Source organism: Bradyrhizobium sp. SMVTL-02 (assembly GCF_051853005.1).
In the GTDB taxonomy this organism is placed as follows: Bacteria; Pseudomonadota; Alphaproteobacteria; order Rhizobiales; family Xanthobacteraceae; genus Bradyrhizobium.
This window is the reverse complement of record NZ_CP182469.1, coordinates 995,551-1,010,954: the sequence shown is the minus strand read 5'-3', so window position 1 is coordinate 1,010,954 and position 15,404 is coordinate 995,551. Positions and strand designations below refer to the sequence as shown.

At 63.4% G+C, this 15,404-nt stretch carries 30 protein-coding genes and 1 tRNA gene; 10 read left to right on the top strand and 21 right to left on the bottom strand.

Features of this window, described 5'->3' with window-relative positions; genetic code table 11:
• Positions 1-94: 94 nt before the first annotated feature.
• The 21 genes from ACNJYB_RS04950 to ACNJYB_RS04850 form a co-directional block, all read right to left on the bottom strand.
• On the bottom strand, positions 95-280 hold the full coding sequence (locus tag ACNJYB_RS04950; RefSeq protein WP_439372972.1) for a hypothetical protein: 186 nt from the start codon (positions 278-280) through the stop codon (positions 95-97).
• Positions 277-642, bottom strand: a complete 366-nt coding sequence (locus tag ACNJYB_RS04945; protein WP_439372971.1) for a hypothetical protein — start codon at positions 640-642, stop codon at positions 277-279. The genes ACNJYB_RS04950 and ACNJYB_RS04945 overlap by 4 nt, the downstream gene beginning before the upstream one ends.
• The gene (locus ACNJYB_RS04940) at positions 642-1,028 is read right to left on the bottom strand and encodes a hypothetical protein (protein WP_439372970.1); all 387 of its coding nucleotides are present in this window, start codon (positions 1,026-1,028) and stop codon (positions 642-644) included. Before ACNJYB_RS04940 ends, ACNJYB_RS04945 begins: the two co-directional genes overlap by 1 nt.
• A complete protein-coding gene (locus ACNJYB_RS04935) occupies positions 1,028-1,186 on the bottom strand; it encodes a hypothetical protein (RefSeq protein ID WP_439372969.1) in 159 nt (52 codons plus the stop codon). The genes ACNJYB_RS04940 and ACNJYB_RS04935 overlap by 1 nt, the downstream gene beginning before the upstream one ends.
• Positions 1,183-1,362 (bottom strand): hypothetical protein, encoded by a 180-nt coding sequence (locus ACNJYB_RS04930; protein WP_439372968.1) that lies wholly within the window; start codon positions 1,360-1,362, stop codon positions 1,183-1,185. Before ACNJYB_RS04930 ends, ACNJYB_RS04935 begins: the two co-directional genes overlap by 4 nt.
• Positions 1,359-1,601 (bottom strand): hypothetical protein, encoded by a 243-nt coding sequence (locus tag ACNJYB_RS04925; protein ID WP_439372967.1) that lies wholly within the window; start codon positions 1,599-1,601, stop codon positions 1,359-1,361. The genes ACNJYB_RS04930 and ACNJYB_RS04925 overlap by 4 nt, the downstream gene beginning before the upstream one ends.
• Positions 1,598-1,978: a hypothetical protein gene (locus tag ACNJYB_RS04920; RefSeq protein WP_439372966.1), complete on the bottom strand. Its 381-nt coding sequence runs from the start codon at positions 1,976-1,978 to the stop codon at positions 1,598-1,600. Before ACNJYB_RS04920 ends, ACNJYB_RS04925 begins: the two co-directional genes overlap by 4 nt.
• Positions 1,975-2,652, bottom strand: coding sequence for a hypothetical protein (locus ACNJYB_RS04915; protein WP_439372965.1), 678 nt, complete (start codon positions 2,650-2,652; stop codon positions 1,975-1,977). The genes ACNJYB_RS04920 and ACNJYB_RS04915 overlap by 4 nt, the downstream gene beginning before the upstream one ends.
• Positions 2,645-2,974: a TSCPD domain-containing protein gene (locus ACNJYB_RS04910; RefSeq protein ID WP_439372964.1), complete on the bottom strand. Its 330-nt coding sequence runs from the start codon at positions 2,972-2,974 to the stop codon at positions 2,645-2,647. The genes ACNJYB_RS04915 and ACNJYB_RS04910 overlap by 8 nt, the downstream gene beginning before the upstream one ends.
• The gene (locus ACNJYB_RS04905; RefSeq protein WP_439372963.1) at positions 2,971-3,180 is read right to left on the bottom strand and encodes a hypothetical protein; all 210 of its coding nucleotides are present in this window, start codon (positions 3,178-3,180) and stop codon (positions 2,971-2,973) included. The genes ACNJYB_RS04910 and ACNJYB_RS04905 overlap by 4 nt, the downstream gene beginning before the upstream one ends.
• The gene (locus ACNJYB_RS04900) at positions 3,180-3,365 is read right to left on the bottom strand and encodes a hypothetical protein (protein ID WP_439372962.1); all 186 of its coding nucleotides are present in this window, start codon (positions 3,363-3,365) and stop codon (positions 3,180-3,182) included. Before ACNJYB_RS04900 ends, ACNJYB_RS04905 begins: the two co-directional genes overlap by 1 nt.
• A gap of 37 nt (positions 3,366-3,402) precedes the next feature.
• Entirely contained in the window at positions 3,403-3,597 is a 195-nt protein-coding gene (locus tag ACNJYB_RS04895) for a hypothetical protein (RefSeq protein ID WP_439372961.1), read from the bottom strand.
• Positions 3,597-3,809 (bottom strand): hypothetical protein, encoded by a 213-nt coding sequence (locus tag ACNJYB_RS04890; RefSeq protein ID WP_439372960.1) that lies wholly within the window; start codon positions 3,807-3,809, stop codon positions 3,597-3,599. The genes ACNJYB_RS04895 and ACNJYB_RS04890 overlap by 1 nt, the downstream gene beginning before the upstream one ends.
• On the bottom strand, positions 3,806-4,063 hold the full coding sequence (locus ACNJYB_RS04885; RefSeq protein WP_439372959.1) for a hypothetical protein: 258 nt from the start codon (positions 4,061-4,063) through the stop codon (positions 3,806-3,808). Before ACNJYB_RS04885 ends, ACNJYB_RS04890 begins: the two co-directional genes overlap by 4 nt.
• Positions 4,063-4,284, bottom strand: a complete 222-nt coding sequence (locus ACNJYB_RS04880; protein WP_439372958.1) for a hypothetical protein — start codon at positions 4,282-4,284, stop codon at positions 4,063-4,065. Before ACNJYB_RS04880 ends, ACNJYB_RS04885 begins: the two co-directional genes overlap by 1 nt.
• A gap of 114 nt (positions 4,285-4,398) precedes the next feature.
• Positions 4,399-4,474: transfer RNA gene (locus ACNJYB_RS04875), tRNA-Phe, on the bottom strand.
• 364 nt (positions 4,475-4,838) lie between these two features.
• A complete protein-coding gene (locus ACNJYB_RS04870) occupies positions 4,839-5,189 on the bottom strand; it encodes a hypothetical protein (RefSeq protein WP_439372957.1) in 351 nt (116 codons plus the stop codon).
• Positions 5,190-5,301: 112 nt separating this feature from the next.
• Entirely contained in the window at positions 5,302-5,511 is a 210-nt protein-coding gene (locus tag ACNJYB_RS04865; protein WP_439372956.1) for a hypothetical protein, read from the bottom strand.
• The gene (locus ACNJYB_RS04860) at positions 5,511-5,954 is read right to left on the bottom strand and encodes a helix-turn-helix domain-containing protein (protein ID WP_439372955.1); all 444 of its coding nucleotides are present in this window, start codon (positions 5,952-5,954) and stop codon (positions 5,511-5,513) included. The genes ACNJYB_RS04865 and ACNJYB_RS04860 overlap by 1 nt, the downstream gene beginning before the upstream one ends.
• A gap of 16 nt (positions 5,955-5,970) precedes the next feature.
• Positions 5,971-6,915 (bottom strand): recombinase RecT, encoded by a 945-nt coding sequence (locus ACNJYB_RS04855; protein ID WP_439372954.1) that lies wholly within the window; start codon positions 6,913-6,915, stop codon positions 5,971-5,973.
• Positions 6,915-7,841: a PD-(D/E)XK nuclease-like domain-containing protein gene (locus ACNJYB_RS04850; protein ID WP_439372953.1), complete on the bottom strand. Its 927-nt coding sequence runs from the start codon at positions 7,839-7,841 to the stop codon at positions 6,915-6,917. Before ACNJYB_RS04850 ends, ACNJYB_RS04855 begins: the two co-directional genes overlap by 1 nt.
• A gap of 346 nt (positions 7,842-8,187) precedes the next feature.
• Here ACNJYB_RS04850 and ACNJYB_RS04845 point away from each other — a divergent pair, with 346 nt between their 5' ends.
• The 10 genes from ACNJYB_RS04845 (at position 8,188) to ACNJYB_RS04800 (ending at position 15,263) form a co-directional block, all read left to right on the top strand.
• Complete coding sequence (locus ACNJYB_RS04845) at positions 8,188-8,628, top strand: GcrA family cell cycle regulator (protein WP_439372952.1); 441 nt, start codon at positions 8,188-8,190, stop codon at positions 8,626-8,628.
• A gap of 71 nt (positions 8,629-8,699) precedes the next feature.
• Entirely contained in the window at positions 8,700-9,068 is a 369-nt protein-coding gene (locus ACNJYB_RS04840) for a GapR family DNA-binding domain-containing protein (RefSeq protein WP_439372951.1), read from the top strand.
• 9 nt (positions 9,069-9,077) lie between these two features.
• Positions 9,078-9,644 carry a hypothetical protein gene (locus ACNJYB_RS04835; protein WP_439372950.1) on the top strand — a complete coding sequence of 189 codons (567 nt, stop codon included), beginning with the start codon at positions 9,078-9,080 and terminating at the stop codon, positions 9,642-9,644.
• 1 nt (position 9,645) lies between these two features.
• Positions 9,646-10,494, top strand: coding sequence for a hypothetical protein (locus ACNJYB_RS04830; protein ID WP_439372949.1), 849 nt, complete (start codon positions 9,646-9,648; stop codon positions 10,492-10,494).
• Positions 10,495-10,704: 210 nt separating this feature from the next.
• On the top strand, positions 10,705-12,231 hold the full coding sequence (locus ACNJYB_RS04825) for a DnaB-like helicase C-terminal domain-containing protein (protein WP_439372948.1): 1,527 nt from the start codon (positions 10,705-10,707) through the stop codon (positions 12,229-12,231).
• On the top strand, positions 12,224-12,748 hold the full coding sequence (locus tag ACNJYB_RS04820; RefSeq protein WP_439372947.1) for a hypothetical protein: 525 nt from the start codon (positions 12,224-12,226) through the stop codon (positions 12,746-12,748). Before ACNJYB_RS04825 ends, ACNJYB_RS04820 begins: the two co-directional genes overlap by 8 nt.
• Positions 12,748-13,227, top strand: coding sequence for a hypothetical protein (locus tag ACNJYB_RS04815; protein ID WP_439372946.1), 480 nt, complete (start codon positions 12,748-12,750; stop codon positions 13,225-13,227). Before ACNJYB_RS04820 ends, ACNJYB_RS04815 begins: the two co-directional genes overlap by 1 nt.
• On the top strand, positions 13,217-13,825 hold the full coding sequence (locus tag ACNJYB_RS04810) for a hypothetical protein (protein WP_439372945.1): 609 nt from the start codon (positions 13,217-13,219) through the stop codon (positions 13,823-13,825). Before ACNJYB_RS04815 ends, ACNJYB_RS04810 begins: the two co-directional genes overlap by 11 nt.
• A 378-nt stretch (positions 13,826-14,203) precedes the next feature.
• The gene (locus tag ACNJYB_RS04805; RefSeq protein WP_439372944.1) at positions 14,204-14,377 is read left to right on the top strand and encodes a hypothetical protein; all 174 of its coding nucleotides are present in this window, start codon (positions 14,204-14,206) and stop codon (positions 14,375-14,377) included.
• A 253-nt stretch (positions 14,378-14,630) separates the two neighbouring features.
• On the top strand, positions 14,631-15,263 hold the full coding sequence (locus tag ACNJYB_RS04800; protein ID WP_439372943.1) for a hypothetical protein: 633 nt from the start codon (positions 14,631-14,633) through the stop codon (positions 15,261-15,263).
• The last annotated feature ends 141 nt before the right edge of the window (positions 15,264-15,404 follow it).

Sequence of the window (15,404 nt, the reverse complement as noted above, 5' to 3'; positions counted from 1 at the left end):
TCGACAATCTTCTCAAGGCTTGTCGCGCCGCGCCCCAGGCAGTCGTCTTCGGAAAGCGCGAGCAGGTCCGTCAGGGGCTCCCTTAGAGCTGATATCATCGGCTCCGGGCAGCTCGCTTTCGTTCTGCCGCCGCGCGCTTCACGCGCTCGCGGTGGCATTCCTTGCAGACCGTCATCGTCGCATCCCGGAGGCCAGGGCGCACCTGCACATAGAAGTCGCCGAGCGGCTTCTCCTGGCGGCACGCCTTGCAGACCTTGGTCGGGATAACCTGGGTGTTCATCGTCGGCTGATCTCCGTCATCTTTCCGCAGTGGAAGCACCTCGTCCGACTGCGTTCGCGGAGCCGCTTCATTTCCCCGATGTAGTTTGCACGCGAGCGGGACCACTGCGTTTCCTCGCTCGCCATGATCCGGAGAACGAACATCGGGTCGAGCCGGGTATGGCAGCGCCCGCACTCGATCTCGGTCTCGCCCTCGCGCAGATAGTAGGTAACCGGGACGAAGCCGCGCCCTTCGACGTAGTAGGACCGGTGATCGCAGCCGTCGCGGTCGCCCCACCGGTCGATCACCTTGAGGAATGGCGGCTCGCCTTCCGGCGGGGTCTTGAACCGGACCGGGATGCGAGAAATGTTGTCGTCGCTCATCAAGGCTTCCTCATCTTGCGCTTCGGCCAGCGGCTCGGCGGCTTCGGCTCGCCGCGATCCTTGGCCAGCAGGCGCGCCCGGAATTCCGCCTGGGCCTTTTCAATTCGCCGCGTCTTGGCGATCTGCGGGATGTCCCGCTCGCGGGTCTTGCGGTCGTGCGCCTGGATCAGCATCGGGGTCAAATTCCAGAACTCATCCGAGCCGTCGTGCGCGTGATAGACCCCGTGGTCGAACCGGAACAGCGACAGCACCTGGTCCTCGGTCATCCTCACCGCGTCCTCGTGCGGGATGATCTTCACCAGCTTGCCGGTGCCGTCGTCCGTCAGCATCTCGCAAAGCGTCGCTGCGAGCTTCGTCTTGAACGAGATGTGGGCGCGCCGCCGCATCAATCGGCCTTCTTCCAGCGGGGAGTCGGGTTGCGCTCCCACGACCGCTTCACCACAGCGTCGAGGCTCTCCCAGGCGCGGCGCGGTGATCCATCGTCATAGGTCGGCTTGGCTTCCACGTCGGTCTCATAGGCCAACTGGCCGGGCGTCTTGGTCATGGCTTCCCTCCGATCGGGATCGGCGTTTCATAGATCGTCACCAGCTCGACCACCGCGAACTGCTCCCGGTACTTGCAGTCTGCGGCCAGGATGTCGGCCAGCTGCAGGGCCTGGTCGGCCTGATGCAGCTCGGCGACGATCTCGCCCGTGGTCAGATTGATGACGCGAAAGGTCATTGCAGCCGCTCTTTGATCTCATCGGCGATCAGCTGCCGCGTGTACGCTGCCCAATGGTCGAACTCGTCGACGGCATCCCTCGGGTTGACGAACGGGATGGCCGTGAACACCGAGACCGTCATGCAGCCAATGATGTTGTAGGCGACCCCTGGGCTCACGCCGTCGATGAGCGCGAGCAGCATCGTTGCCGCATCGCGGCCGACATTCGCGTCCCGTTCTGCCTGTTCCTCATTGCTCATGACGCTGTCGGTCCCATGATCTCGCGGAAGTGCTCGCGGCAGACGTAGCTGGTCAGGGGATGCCGGATCGGGCGCGGGTCGTCGGCGAAGATGACTTCCTCGACCTTGTGCGCAGCGGGATTGCCGCAGAAGCAGCGCTCGCCATCGCGGCTCCCAGGATGCGCCGCAGACCGCTCGACCATGCCGAGGAGCCAGACCACCAGGTTGGCGCGATCCGGCAGCACCAGCTCGTTGCCGGGGTTGGCCGCGCGCCAGCGCTGGACCGCCCGCATGTCGGCGTCCCATTGCAGATCGAAAATGTCCTGCAGCTCGGCTGCCTGTTCTTTGGCAGCCGCAAGCTCGGCCCGCAGGTTCTCGAGTTCGGTGGGCTCGGTCACTTCAGCACCTTCTGGATTTCGGCCAGCGACTTCTCGATCTTGTCGGCCACTACGAAGAGGCGCTGCGCTCCGTCGAAGTGCTGCTGCAATGCCCTGATGTCGGCGAGCACCTTGCGCGCTTCATTGATCTGATCGCGAATGTCCTCGTTGCCGACCTCGTCGCCGAAATTCTCCTCCCGGAGCAGCTTCACCCAGGCGCGCGGCACACCGAGGTCGAGGGCGACCTTCTCATCGGTCCAGCCGCGCCCGTAGCCGACCTTGCCGTCGATGTAGACCTCGTTCAGCTTCTCGAAAATGATGCGCCGATCCTCGCGCGTCATCACCTTGGCATTCTCCTGCACCACCTGCAGCGGCTGCTCGGTCTTGTTCACCACGGGCTTCTCTCCAGATTTTCGGATTGCTGAAAACCTCGCCGCGCTGAAGCATTTCGGGCAGCGGTGTGCCGTCGCGGTCTTGCCGATGCGCCAGCCCTTCTGCTCCAGCTTGCGAGCGATGAACTGCCACTCGATGTTGCTATCCATGCCGCGACCGTTTGCCATCAAGTTCACCGGGAGCGGAACGGCGGCCTCGCAGTTGGGCGCGCCGCATCGGGCGATGATGCCGCGCACCAGCCTGCCGTCCTCGCCGTAGGGCACTCGCGTGTGTTCGAACACCGTCGAGACGACGTTACTCATCGTTCGCCCTCACTTCAGGAAGGAGCCTGTCGATCACTGCGCCGATGATCGATAGCGGCTGACCCTGGCTGTCGCGGGTGATGGCGCTCGCCATATTCTCGATCTGCGCGCCGTACTGCAGCGCGAGGGACAACAGGACCGCACCATCACGCGCGATAGCTTCGACGGCCTCGCCGGACCTGCCACCGGATATAAAAACCTCGCCGGGCACGCCGTCGTCGTAGAAGCCCAGCGTGACGGCATATCCACGATTGAGGCCGCCGAAGCTGATCTCGAAGGTCTCGGCGCGGCGGCGCAGCGGCAAGACGCGGCGGTCCGTCATCGCATGTACTCCCGACGCTGTTCGCTGGTTTGAAGGTCGACGATATCGACCCAGCCGATGTCGGAACGCTGGCGGAAGGCCGCCAGCTCGACCATCAGGCTGGGCTCGGTGGCGTGCGTCATCGTGATCGCGCACATGCCGCGCCGCTTCCCGTTGTCGGGATCATCGACGCCGTAGAAGGCCGATACACGCCACCGCCAGACCATTACGCCGCCTCGGCGATCTTCGGCTTGCGGACCCGGCGCTCGCTCTCAAGCGCACCGGCCACCTGGCGGATGCAGGAGATCAGATCGTTTGCCTGCGCCTTGGTGGTGATCGCCGCAGTGATGTGCAATTCGAGGGCGTCGTTCTCGGTCTTCAGCTGGATATCGGCCCCCTTGGGAATACGCATAGTCTTCTCTCCTTGTTTGCCAGGACCCTGGCGTTGGTTAAGACGCTTCGTTGAGGATGATGTGCATGACCTCGTTCAGCCGCGCCTGGTAGGCGATGCCGATCACGCCGAGGCCGTCCGCGAACTGCTTGTCGTGCTTCAGCTCCAGCAGGAACGCGGTGAGGGCGACGCGGACCGCCATGGCCTGTCCTTCAGTCAGCTTGTGCCCGTCGATGGTGATCGTCGCCTCCATCACGGCCGCTCCTTTTCGGTGAACATTTCGGCCTGCGGCGCTTCGGCCGCCGCCATCGCGCGGTAGTCGACGGCAATCGCCTCCATCAGCTCGATCTCGCGCTTTGCCTGGGCCTCGTTCATGAAGCCGTCGGCGACGCGCCGCCGATAGACGTGTTTCCGGTAGCCGATCTCCCGCAGCACGCAGCGCAGCTTGTCGGTGGTGGTGATCATGAGGTCCCCTCCAGCTCGCGCGCCTTGACCCAGGCCTGCGCGCTCTCGATGGAGATCAAGACCCTGCGGCCGACCCGCATCTCGGTCGGGGCTTTGCCCGCGTATCGCAGATTGAGGTAGTGGCGCTCGGAGATACGGAACGCCCGACAGAATTCGGGGACCGAATAGGCAAGCAGCTCGGGCTTTGCCGCCTGCTGCTGCTCGCGCTTCTTCCGTTCGGCGCGCGGTTTGGTGTTCGCTTTCGCGGCCATCATCAGTGCGCCCCTTTCCGAAGATGCAGGTAAGCGTTGATCTGCTTGATTTCGTCAGCGACGCACCGGTCGAAGAGCCCGTGCATTTCCTGCTGATGCTCGGGCGCGAAGCAGGCGACGTATTCGGCGACCAGATAGGCCAGCGCCGCGCCCTCGCTATCGCAATCCATGTCAGCGCTGGTCAGGCGGAAGGCCGCGATCAGCCTGGTGACATTGTCGGCCATCTTGTCTTCATCAACCGGCATGGCGGCACCTCCAGGACAGACGGCGACCGATGTGGAAATAGCGGCGACCCCGCTTGCCGCAGACCGGATCGCGAGCGGTCCGCGCTCGCTGCGTGGTGCCGGGGGATGGGTTCGAACCACCGACGCGCGGATTTTCGATCCGCCGCTCTACCGGCTGAGCTACCCCGGCATTGCCAGCGATGCGGCGCTCCCACATCGACTGGAAATCCTCGTCGTCGGCCAAGACCGGTGTGGCCAGGGCCGCCGCGAGGCATTGCAGGAGGGCGCGGCGCGCGATCATGCCCGAGGCCTCCGCTTGCGCTTGGTCTGGGGCGCGGGTCGTTGGCTCATATCCTCGCCGCGCGACGACAGGCTGGGGGGCGTGGTCGTCTCCGTAGCTCCACCGGACCCAAGGGCGTGACGATTCAGCAACTTGCGAACGCGATAGGCCTCGGCGAAGTGATCGCCCGCATGGCAATGCGCAGTTTCGCTACGGCAGTACTCGCCGCAGCAGATCGCCTGTGCGATTTCGGGGTCGCTGGGTCGCTTCATGATCAATGCTCGGTCTGGTCGGCCTCGGCGTGGCCGTTGCCGCGCGCCTGCGCCAGGAACATCGGCATATCCCCGGTCTCGGCGGTGAGCTGCGCGGCTGCAACATCGCGCTCGTTGTCGTGGAATTTGCGAAGGCCGAGCATCAGGCTGCCGCCGATCTGATCGAGCAGGCTCTTGATCGCCTCGGCGCGCCGCATCAGGTTGTCCCGCTCCGCATTCACCTTGGTGACCTGGCGGCGCAGGCTCTCGTTCTCGAACTCGATAATCGCCTTGTTGCTCTTGAGCACCTCGTTCTCGGTGCGCAGCGACTGCAGCTCGGTCTCAAGCGAGGAAATTTCGTTAGCGAGGTTCATGGTCACTCCTTTTTTCAGCGGGTCAGCGTCCAGAGCAGCTCGGCGACGTAGAGCAGCACGATCCAGACGGCGAAGTTGGCGAACAGCATCAGCAGGCGAAGGCGGTTGGCACTCATGTCGCGAGCTTCCTTCGAATTTGAGAGCGGACCTGCGTCGGAAACCATCGACTGACGACGCTGCCGCGATGGAGCAGCACAAGGGATCGTTTCCCGTCCGGCCCGGTGAAGTGGATGCGCGTGTGCCTGCCGCCTTCCGAGACCCGGACGTTCGTGCCGCCCGCGTCGCGGACGGCGGCAATGGCATCGCGCACCACCTTGCGCATCACTCGGCCTCGATCTTGCGAGCGAGGACCTGGCGGATGAAATCTTCGTGGCGCTCGCAGGCGCGGATGACCGCGCTGTGGTCGATGTTGAAGACGCGAGCGATCTGGTGATATCCCGCGCCGGTGACGACCCTCGTGAAGGCCATGATCTTCTGGCGCGTCGCCACGATGTCCCGATTGGGTCTTGTCTGCAGATCGGCGTCCGTGACGCCGAAATGCTGCGCGCCGACCGTGCAAGCGATGGTGCAGTGGTTCAGATACGGGCGCGACCCGGTGACCGCCCTGAACTCGGCGAGCATCCTGCGATAGCGATCAGCATCAGCCGCGAACGGCGTTGCCAACATGCTGTGCTGGCCATCAACAGCGTTGAGAACCTTCCGAGTAACCCACAGACGTTCGCTCAGCACCTCGGCACAGCAAGCGTCGATAACAAACCTATCCATTCCCAGTCACTCCCCGTTACGCATCGCTAGTCGGTCGATCACCCGCAGCGTCGGCGGCAGGTGCAGAAGGTGCTTCGGTTTCGGATTTCGGCGGCTTGGGTTTCGGCGCGTGCGTCGCCGCGTGCGCATCGATGGCGGCGATGGCCGCCTGGCCAATCGGGGGCGCATTGCCGCTCAAGCGCTGCGCCAAACGGGGCGAAACGTCCTTGGCGGCGTCGGAGGCAACGGTGAACCCGGCATCCTCCATCTCATCGCGGCCATACATGCCAGCGATGATGTCGGGGCAGTACATGCGCGCCCAGTCGCGGCTCATGTTGTAGAAGAGCTGCAGATCGGGCTTCTTGTCCCAGAGCGGCGAGCCCTTGACCTTGCCCTTGTCGTTGTGGCCAGGGTGCAGCTTGCCGAGCGTGAACTGGTCGGGATCGGCGTCGAGCGGCGGGAAGTAGCGCGGCTCCTTCTCGCCCTTGAAGGTCGCCCAGACCCGGCAGCGGCGCTTGTCGCCTTCGCCCTCGTAGTCCACCTGCAAGCGCGTGGTGATCGGAGCGCGCTGCTCGATGATCGCGTGGAAGAACTGGCTCTCGTAAGCGACGCGCTCGACCTTCTGGCCGTTGATCCACTGCTCGACGGTGTAGGTCCAGCCCGCCAGCGACAGCGGCGAGATATCCAGCTCCTGTGCCTTCATGCAGATGCCGAACATCCCGCCGACATTGCCCTGGAGCCAGGGCGGGATCATCGGGCCTGCAGCGGACAGCAACTTGGCCGCATCGACCATGTCGCGCAGGTTGGCGTAGTCGACGCCGCCGCCCTTGAACAGCGTCACGGCTTCCGTGCGTTCGCTGACGACCTTTTCGGCGTCGCCGCGTGCAAGGTCACCGCGAGTGACGCGCTGGGGCTGGGGTTGCGCGTGCTGCTGGGGCGGCGGCGAATGCGGGGCTTCGGTGGTGACAGTCTCGTCGCTCATCACGCAGCCTCCCGCAATTCGAACTTGATGCGATCATCGACCGACTTCCGGTACCAGTCGGGCAGATCGACGTACTCGGCATCGGGCCGATCATCGCCCGGACCAGGCCACACGCCGCTGCGGTAGCAATCCCAGAACATCTTCGCGGCCAGCTCGTTGAGCGCATGGCCGCGCGCCAGGTCCTCGTCCTTCAGCGTCTGGGCGCGCACGCAATAAGGCGGTTTGCTTTCAACCCAGAGCAGCGTGAACGAGTTTGCGGGAAGGCCCAGCGCGCGGGCACCTTCGAGCACCATCGCGCCCTGCTGATGGTAGCCGTAGTCGATGATGGAGCGCTGGGTGTCGCGGTAGAGGACCGAGCGCGTCGTCTTGAGGTCAACGAAGTCGCCGCTGTCGTTCGGCATCTGGTCAGGCCGAGCCTTCTTCCAGAAGCCGCGCGGGTCGCGCCAGATCAGCGACCGCTCGGGCGCGCCGTTCAGAATTCCCTGCTGCACGAGGGGGAAGTTGCCGAGGGCCACGATCATGCCCTTGGCGGCCTCGACCATCTCAGGGGACATGATGAACTTGCCTGCTGCGATCTGGGCGGCCTTCCAGTCTCGCCATTCCTTTCTGTTGCCCTGGTAGGCAACCCCGCCGACCGTGGCAGGCCGCAGCACGCAGTCGTGCTCGAACGGCTCGCCAGCGACTGCGCTGTGCAGGAAGCGGCCGAGCGACAGCGACTCGTTCTGCTCTTCATCGAGCGAGCGCTCCGGATTGAGCTGCGACTTTTCGAAGGCGTGCCTGGGCGACTTCGCGATGATGCTGCGGAACATCGACGACGAGACGCTGACCTCGGCGCACACATCAGGGCGGTGATAATCGGCGAGCGGGATGCCACGGTAAATTCCGGGCGTGGTGATCGGGCTTCCGTCCCACTGGATAGACTGCATGACGACACGAACCTCCGGCGCAAAGCAGCAGCGGCCTTGGCGGGAGGCCAAGGGCAGCGAAGTGCGATGATTTGGGACCGGGTCACCTGCTACACGGCAGGTGATGACACCGTGGTTTCGAGATCATGAGGGGCGATGTTGATTGGTGCTCTTTGCGCCCGCCTGATGTGATCGATTGTCAATCTCGCTCTTGGGACTGTCAACAGCGCGACGCAGTGCAGACCCGGAAAGTTTGATGCGGGCTGTCGTGACGCTTAACAAACTCACCGCTGAGTCATCGTGACTCGACACTGCAAACTGCGAGTTGAGCCAGACCCGGAAAGTTTGGCCGCGCGCACAGTTTACGATGACAGCGCGTCTTGTCGGTGATCATGAATTGCCGATGCGCGTGTCGGTCTGGGACAATCCCAACTCTGAGCAGGTTCTTCGGGCGATGTGGATGCAGGGTGCTTCAGCAGCGCTGATCGCGGAGGCCCTGAGCACCTCGCGCAATTCCGTCATCGGCAAGGTTCATCGCCTGGGGCTGGCGCGCACCCAGAGCAAGCCGAAAACCGCGAAGCAGCCGACCAGGTCCAACGTCGCGCCGCTGCACCGCAAAAAGGCGAAGCCGAAGCCGCGTCCCAGCGAGCCGGTGCCGTTCCTCAAGGCGAAGTGGTTTCACTGCCGCGCCGTGCTCGATCAGCGCGGCAAGGACGGGCTGGCGCTGTTCTGCGGCGAGACGAAGGCGCTCGGCTCGCCCTGGTGCGCCAAGCATCGGCGCGTGTTCACCGTAGCGAGGGCGTCCTGATGACGACAATAAGCGCGGCCCGGTGATCCTCCCGCTTCACCGTGGCCCTGCAAAACGCAAAAGGGACACCAATGGCGAAAGCAGCGAATACGACCAACGATTTCGAACCCGAAGTCGTGCAGGAACTCTTGGGGAAGATCGACGGCTATCACGCCGACCTCGCGAGCGAGCGCGGCACCTTCATGAAGACCTGCCGCAGCATCCGCGAGAGCATCAGCAACGTCTACACCGAGGCCAAGGCGCGCGGCATCCCCGAGAAGGAGCTGCGGTCCCTGGTCAAGATCAGGCTCAACGAGGCGAAGAACCGGAAGATCTACGAGGAGCTGGAGGCCGACCAGCAGCACGTCCTCTCGATGCTGGCGACCGCCGAGGGCGTCAAGGACCTGCCGCTCTGGCGGGCCGCCGCCATGATGGGTGATGCAAGCTCGACCGCTCACTGAGGGCGGCCGATGCCGTACACCCCGCTCATCCTCGCTCTCGATCTGGCCTCGCGAACCGGCTGGGCCTGCGGCGATTGCGGCGATGCAGCGCCACGATCCGGCTCGGTGCGCTTTGCGCGCGAGGGCGCGAGCATGGGCGCGCTGTTCGCGGGCTGCAGGCAGTGGCTGTCCGATTTCCTCGCCACCGACCCCGACATCAAGCTGATCGTCTTCGAAGCCCCGATGACGCCGCAGCAGATGGCGGGACGCACGACCGCCGACATCATACGGCGGCTGAGCGGCCTCTGCGCGGTGGTCGAGGAGCTGACCTCGACGCTCGGCGGCTATGACGTGCGCGAAGCGCGCGTGGCCGACGTGCGCACCCACTTCATCGGCTCGAACCGCCACAAGCGCGACCAGGCCAAGGCGCTGACCATCAGCGCCTGCCATCGGCTCGGCTGGGCCCCGGCCGACGACAACGCCGCCGACGCGCTCGCGCTTTGGCACTACCAGGCATCGATCCTCGACCCGCAACTCGCAGTGCAGACCTCGCCGCTGTTTCGGCGGCGGGTCGCATCGCAACCGATGGGAGCATGACATGGCGCGCATCCGGACGATCAAACCCGAGTTCTGGACCGACGCGAAAACCGGCACACTTCCGGAATTCGCGAAGTGCCTGTTCCTTGGTCTGCTCAATCACGCGGACGATTACGGCGTTCTCGACTTCGACCCGGTCGGATGGCGCGCCAAGATTTTCCCGTACCACTCCGACACTACTACGGGAGCAGTGAACGCTGCTCTGATCGACCACCTCCTGCCGCGCGGGTTGGTCGTTCTGTTCAGCCACACTGACGCCGAGGACGGCGAAACGAAGCGCTACCTTTTCATCAAGCATTTTCACCGTCATCAGGTGATCAACAAGCCCTCCAAGCCGCTGCTGCGGGAATGGAAAAACGGCGACACGCCAGCGACTTACGCTCGGCGTCTGGGCATTGAACATCAGACGATTGGTCCCGCCGACATCGACACGGAATGCCCTTCGCTCCCGGACGGCTCCGGTAGTGCTCCCGTCGCACTACTTCCTGGAAAGGAAAGGAAAGGAAAGGAAGGGAATGGAAAGGATCAAGATGCCGCGCCTGTCGGCGCGCCGCGCTCCGCGCGCCCTGGCGAGCTTGATCTTGGCCAGGCCGAAGCAGCGAAGCCGACCAACCAGCCCAGCGATCCCGAGACCGAGCTGTTCAGCCGGGGCCGGAAGGTCCTCGGCAAGAGCGCGGGCGGAATGATTGCTCAGCTGCTGAAGGCGAAAGGCAAACCCGAGCTGGCACGAGCGGCGCTGGAGGTCGCCGCGACCAAGGAAAATCCCCGCGAGTACATCGGCGCGATCATTCGCGGCGCGAAGGACGAGGACGATGGGACTTGGCGAAAAGTGAACGGAGCGATCCTGTGACCCAGCGCCTGAGCCTGGACGAAGTGCTGCGCATGCTCGCGAGCGTCGGCTGCGATCCGCGATCCTTCACGGGGTCGAAGGCCTTCCGCTGCCCTGCGTGCTCGCACCAGCGCCGCAAGAAGTTCTACCGCTGCCTGTCCATCCGGTCCGACCCGGATGGTTTCTTCTTCCGCTGTTTTCACTGCGACGACTTCAAGGGGAGCTACCGGTATGAACACGCTCGCGCCAACGACCGCCGCGTTCTTCGAAGCAAGGGGGATATCGCCCGAAACAGCTACGCGGTTCGAAGTTTATACGGGAGCCCTCATCGGTGAGAAGCCGGACCGGCGCGTCGTCCCGAACCCGCGCGGCAGCATCATCGTCTATCCGTTCCTGGAGCGCGGCGTCGTCGTGAACGAGAAATACCGCGCCGAGCGCAATGGCGAGAAGGTCTTCTGGCATCGCAAGGGCGGCAAGCGGACGTTCTGGAACGCCGATGCCCTCGACGATCACGCGCTTGAGGCTGGCACGCAGGCGCTGGTCATCACCGAGGGCATCGAGGACGGCATGGTCGCCATCGAGGGTGGGTGGCCGCTCACCGTTTCGGTGCCCGATGGCGCACCGCCATTGCCGAAGGATGGCAGGCCGCTGCCTCCGCTCGATCCGCAGACCGAGCCGAACGGCAAGTTCGAATTCCTCTGGCTCAATCGCGACCGCTTGGCGCGCGTGAAGCGGATCATTCTGGCGGTCGACGATGACGGGCCTGGGCAGCGGCTCGCGGCCGAGCTGGTGCGGCGCATCGGTGCGTGGCGCTGCCAGTTCGTCAGTTATCCGGCTGGATGCAAGGACCTGAATGACGTGCGGCGCAAGTTGGGACCGGAGGCTGTGGGCGCGGTGCTGCGCGATGCCAAGCAGTACCCGGTGCGCGGGCTCTACCGGCTCTCCGAGTACCCCAATCTGCCGACGCTGGTGCCGGTCTCGTGCGGCTGGCCGATCTTCGACGGCTTGCCTGGCAACGGCTGGCTGAAGCTTTTCCCTGGCGAGTTCATGGTCGTCACCGGCATCCCGAGCCACGGCAAGTCGACCTGGATTTTGAACCTGCTGTACCAGCTCGCGAGGCTCCACGGCTGGCGCGCAGCGATCTTCTCGCCCGAAATGCCGACTGTGCCGTACCTGCGCGACAAGCTTCGCAAGATCATCTCGGGCAGCGACGCAGGCGATCCGGCGACCGACGCCTTCATCGAACGCAATTTCGTGTTCCTCGACAACGACCCGAACGACGAGGAAGAGGACGACATCACGCTGGAATGGATCGTGGAGAAGGCCCGCGACGCGGTCCTGCGCGATGGCATCCGCGTGCTGGTCATCGATCCTTGGAACGAGATCGAGCACGCGCGCAAGCGGGACGAGTCCACGCACGAGTACATCGGCCGCGCCATCCGCATGCTGAAGCGGTTCGCTCGTCGGTATGAGGTCGCGGTGATCGTGCTGGCCCATCCGACGAAGGACGTTTTCGAGCGCGGCAAGATGCGGACGGCCTCGCTGTATGACATCGACGGTTCGGCGCACTGGAACAACAAGCCGGACCATGGGCTGGTGATCGAGCGTGATCCGGTGAAGCCCGAGACCACCGTCCACATCTCGAAGGTCCGCTTTGAGCAGACTGGCTATCGCGGCGCGATCCGGATGCGCTTCGACCCGGACACGCAGCAGTTTCATCAACTTCAGGAAAACCAGGGGGAGCTTGCCTATGAGTGACATGCTGCTGATCCGGCGCGAGCCGATGAACTTCAACCCGCTGGAGGACGCGGTCCTCGACGACGACGACGCCCCGTCGATCTGGGACGGCCCGCATGTGGGCAAGCGGCTCTCCGAAGCGATGCAGACCCTGCGCCTGCTGCCGATGCCTGGGGTCTACGGCTACGGCAGACCTTGGCCGCCCTACGTCTACGAGTTCGACGACCTGGTCGAACAGCACAAGCAGGGCGAGCTGGAGCGGACCCAGCAGCTGCAGAACCGCACCAGGCTGCTGCCCTCCTATCGCGATGTGACGCGAATGGAGGCGGCGATCTGCTGGCCCGCCCACTACCTCGGGCTGTTCGCTCATCTCGTCGCGGCGGTGAATGCCGTCGCGTTGGCGCACGCCCTGGATCGCGACGCCGGATGGGTCGCGGCCAAGCGCGGCGGCTACGCCGACACCTGGCGGCAGCGCCACGACCAGGGCTGCGAGATCATCGCTCGCGGGCTGCGCAACGACCTGGTGCCGGTGTTCTGATGGAAGTGCGGCTCTCATCATCGGAGTTGATCTCCGCTGCGATGGTGGGGGTCGTGCGGCGCGTCACATCGATCCAGCGCGGGCATAACAAAAGCAAGCACGCCGAGAAGTCTGACTGGCAGACCGACATCGATGGCGCAGCCGCAGAGATGGCGGTCGCCAAGGCGCTCGGCACGTACTGGGAAGCGACCAACCAGAGCTTCAAGAACCCTGATCTGCTGAACCTGCAAATCCGGTCGACCAACTGGTGCGACGGCCACCTGATCATCCGCCCCAACGACTCCGAGAGCGAGCGCTTCGTGTTCGTGGTCGCGAGCCCCCCGCTCTATCGGATCATGGGCTGGATCACCGGCAGGGATGCACGGGTCGAGAAGTTCTGGCGCGAGGACAAGAACGGCTGGTGGGTGCCAGCGTCGGAGCTGCACGGGTTCTCGACGCTCGGCATCGCCTCTGTCGATGAGCAGGTGAATGGAATTTGAAATCCCGCACGGCGCAGAGCGCGAATATCTGATCATCTTCGGCGTGGCCGCGATCTATGTCGGCACGAGCCCGACCGGCGAGCCTTGCATCGTCGGCGCAAGCCGCGATCTCAATCTCAGCCAGCGCGGAATGCAGCGGAAATGGCTGCGGTCGGAAATCTCGTGCGCTTACTGGGTCAAGGACCGCGACACAGCCGAAGCAATCGCCGCCGAGGTCGATGGCGTGCTGCCGCACGACCAGGACGGTCGGCTCGCGGTGCGTGCCGAAGTTGCGGCGCGGCAGATCGAGCACATTGCGCGCGACTGGAATATCCCGCTGACAAATCACGATGGTGCGATGGCGCGCGTCAAATCGGCGGTCAGGCACGTCCAGGAGGTGATCGATGCGGCGAATAAGACCGGCGAGCTGGCCTGGTTCAATACCGCCTATCGCGCCTGGCGTCTCGACGCGCAAAAGGTCGGAGCCGGGATGAGCTACGCAGAAGCGCGAGCCCGGCTGCGCAAGGCCGTCACCAAGCGGCTGATTACGTTAGACGTTCTCGATTGTAGCGAAACGCTGCTCGCCGAAATCTTCCCGGCGCTGCAGGACGCGCGCTGAAAATTTACGTTGACGGCTGGAAAAATCGGGATCATTCATCGCGCGCAAGCGGCCCTCATTGCGTCCTTCGCCGCGCCAAACCATCCCCACCGATTTACGTTGACGGTTGAGTCCGGTCCTGCGTTTAATCGCAGCACAGTTCGATGCCAGAGCCCAGCGCTCTCGGGTCGAGGCCGTGGTTTCATCATGCACAGAGACTTGGACCCAACCGGCTCCGGCAACGGACGCCGGTTGCTTTTTGTCGAGGCAAGCCGATGCGCAAGCTGCACACTCGTCGGAAGCGCCGCCAGGCGAAGATGACACTTAGCAGCGGCGGGAAGTTCAAGGTGGGCCACCGCCATCCTGCTGGTCGCACCGGCAGCATCCAGAGCAAGCGGAATGAAGCAGCTCGCCAGCAACATCATCGATAGCCTGCGCGATCATCCGCTCGCCCTCGTGCTGCTCCTGGTCAACATCATCGGCCTGGCGGGCTTCGGCTTCACGCTGCACGAGATCGGCAACGCCATCGCGCGCAAGGACGCGATGCTGCAAAGCTGCATCGACAAGCGCTGAAAAAAGCCCTGGTAGGTGGTGGGAAGCACAATTCGGCACAATCGCCTGCCCGCGCTCCGGTATTGGCTCGGCCCGAAGCCCACGGGCATAACGTTTGGCTAGAGTTTTGCGCTGCTGAATCCCGGGCCTGCAAAAGGTCAGAACAGGTGCCGGGAAAAAATCAATTTCCAGTTGAACCGGATTGCCATCCCGGCGAACCCAATAAAGTATGCGCCTACAGGTCGAGCATTAGTTTCCAAACCGGGGAACGAACATGACCAAAATATTGCGCGCTTTCATTACAAGTGCATCAATCATGTGGTTCTCAAGTGCGCTCTTTGTTGAGCAAGCGCAGGCAGCAGAATTGGGTTGTTCAGAAGTTGCGAAGGCGCTGCTCTCCAAGGCTACTGGGCTGCCTACCAGTGAGGCGGGCTGGATCATTGCTGTGCTGACACCCAACACCAACCTTGCCCCGCCTTCCGTTGATCAAAGAACTCAAACTAATCCAAAGTATGCAAAGATAAATGAGACTGACCTAAGAGCACACGATAAGGATCTGCAAAAAGCACAACAATGGATGCAGTCCGAAATGCCACTAACTCCTGACAATCAGAACATTATCAACGGCATGCAAAAAGAGCGCGATAGTATACAGAAAGAGTTAACCCAGCGTGATTTGGAACATATTCAAGCTGACGAATCACCAAACGAATTTTTTGCGGGTGTACGTAAAAACCAGAGCGATGCAAAAGCTCACCCTCAACACTATGACAACAGCCGGTGGACTAGCGGCGGAGGCCCTCCACCTCACACTTCGCCAGGAAATACCGGAGGAGGTTCGGAGCCCGGGCAAACCGGCGGCGGTGGATGCGGACCGGGGGTTGATTGCAGGATGCATAAAGACTGACGCATTGTGGACCATCGATAAAAGTCGATGAAGATAGCAAACGATCCGCTGCTGAATACTGCTCTGACTAGAAATGGGAGATTGGTCCAGTCCTAGTTGCGGCGAGGGTGCCAGGAGCCGCCACACGAACCCTCTGGCTCG

Excerpts from the sequence above, each read along its gene's own strand:
- ACNJYB_RS04950 (WP_439372972.1), bottom strand. The coding sequence starts at position 280 with ATGAACACCCAGGTTATCCCGACCAAGGTCTGCAAGGCGTGCCGCCAG.
- ACNJYB_RS04945 (WP_439372971.1), bottom strand. The coding sequence starts at position 642 with ATGAGCGACGACAACATTTCTCGCATCCCGGTCCGGTTCAAGACCCCG.
- ACNJYB_RS04940 (WP_439372970.1), bottom strand. The coding sequence starts at position 1,028 with ATGCGGCGGCGCGCCCACATCTCGTTCAAGACGAAGCTCGCAGCGACG.
- ACNJYB_RS04935 (WP_439372969.1), bottom strand. The coding sequence starts at position 1,186 with ATGACCAAGACGCCCGGCCAGTTGGCCTATGAGACCGACGTGGAAGCC.
- ACNJYB_RS04930 (WP_439372968.1), bottom strand. The coding sequence starts at position 1,362 with ATGACCTTTCGCGTCATCAATCTGACCACGGGCGAGATCGTCGCCGAG.
- ACNJYB_RS04925 (WP_439372967.1), bottom strand. The coding sequence starts at position 1,601 with ATGAGCAATGAGGAACAGGCAGAACGGGACGCGAATGTCGGCCGCGAT.
- ACNJYB_RS04915 (WP_439372965.1), bottom strand. The coding sequence starts at position 2,652 with ATGAGTAACGTCGTCTCGACGGTGTTCGAACACACGCGAGTGCCCTAC.
- ACNJYB_RS04910 (WP_439372964.1), bottom strand. The coding sequence starts at position 2,974 with ATGACGGACCGCCGCGTCTTGCCGCTGCGCCGCCGCGCCGAGACCTTC.
- ACNJYB_RS04905 (WP_439372963.1), bottom strand. The coding sequence starts at position 3,180 with ATGGTCTGGCGGTGGCGTGTATCGGCCTTCTACGGCGTCGATGATCCC.
- ACNJYB_RS04900 (WP_439372962.1), bottom strand. The coding sequence starts at position 3,365 with ATGCGTATTCCCAAGGGGGCCGATATCCAGCTGAAGACCGAGAACGAC.
- ACNJYB_RS04895 (WP_439372961.1), bottom strand. The coding sequence starts at position 3,597 with ATGGAGGCGACGATCACCATCGACGGGCACAAGCTGACTGAAGGACAG.
- ACNJYB_RS04890 (WP_439372960.1), bottom strand. The coding sequence starts at position 3,809 with ATGATCACCACCACCGACAAGCTGCGCTGCGTGCTGCGGGAGATCGGC.
- ACNJYB_RS04885 (WP_439372959.1), bottom strand. The coding sequence starts at position 4,063 with ATGATGGCCGCGAAAGCGAACACCAAACCGCGCGCCGAACGGAAGAAG.
- ACNJYB_RS04880 (WP_439372958.1), bottom strand. The coding sequence starts at position 4,284 with ATGGCCGACAATGTCACCAGGCTGATCGCGGCCTTCCGCCTGACCAGC.
- ACNJYB_RS04870 (WP_439372957.1), bottom strand. The coding sequence starts at position 5,189 with ATGAACCTCGCTAACGAAATTTCCTCGCTTGAGACCGAGCTGCAGTCG.
- ACNJYB_RS04865 (WP_439372956.1), bottom strand. The coding sequence starts at position 5,511 with ATGCGCAAGGTGGTGCGCGATGCCATTGCCGCCGTCCGCGACGCGGGC.
- ACNJYB_RS04860 (WP_439372955.1), bottom strand. The coding sequence starts at position 5,954 with ATGGATAGGTTTGTTATCGACGCTTGCTGTGCCGAGGTGCTGAGCGAA.
- ACNJYB_RS04855 (WP_439372954.1), bottom strand. The coding sequence starts at position 6,915 with ATGAGCGACGAGACTGTCACCACCGAAGCCCCGCATTCGCCGCCGCCC.
- ACNJYB_RS04850 (WP_439372953.1), bottom strand. The coding sequence starts at position 7,841 with ATGCAGTCTATCCAGTGGGACGGAAGCCCGATCACCACGCCCGGAATT.
- ACNJYB_RS04845 (WP_439372952.1), top strand. The coding sequence starts at position 8,188 with ATGACAGCGCGTCTTGTCGGTGATCATGAATTGCCGATGCGCGTGTCG.
- ACNJYB_RS04840 (WP_439372951.1), top strand. The coding sequence starts at position 8,700 with ATGGCGAAAGCAGCGAATACGACCAACGATTTCGAACCCGAAGTCGTG.
- ACNJYB_RS04835 (WP_439372950.1), top strand. The coding sequence starts at position 9,078 with ATGCCGTACACCCCGCTCATCCTCGCTCTCGATCTGGCCTCGCGAACC.
- ACNJYB_RS04830 (WP_439372949.1), top strand. The coding sequence starts at position 9,646 with ATGGCGCGCATCCGGACGATCAAACCCGAGTTCTGGACCGACGCGAAA.
- ACNJYB_RS04825 (WP_439372948.1), top strand. The coding sequence starts at position 10,705 with ATGAACACGCTCGCGCCAACGACCGCCGCGTTCTTCGAAGCAAGGGGG.
- ACNJYB_RS04820 (WP_439372947.1), top strand. The coding sequence starts at position 12,224 with ATGAGTGACATGCTGCTGATCCGGCGCGAGCCGATGAACTTCAACCCG.
- ACNJYB_RS04815 (WP_439372946.1), top strand. The coding sequence starts at position 12,748 with ATGGAAGTGCGGCTCTCATCATCGGAGTTGATCTCCGCTGCGATGGTG.
- ACNJYB_RS04810 (WP_439372945.1), top strand. The coding sequence starts at position 13,217 with ATGGAATTTGAAATCCCGCACGGCGCAGAGCGCGAATATCTGATCATC.
- ACNJYB_RS04805 (WP_439372944.1), top strand. The coding sequence starts at position 14,204 with ATGAAGCAGCTCGCCAGCAACATCATCGATAGCCTGCGCGATCATCCG.
- ACNJYB_RS04800 (WP_439372943.1), top strand. The coding sequence starts at position 14,631 with ATGACCAAAATATTGCGCGCTTTCATTACAAGTGCATCAATCATGTGG.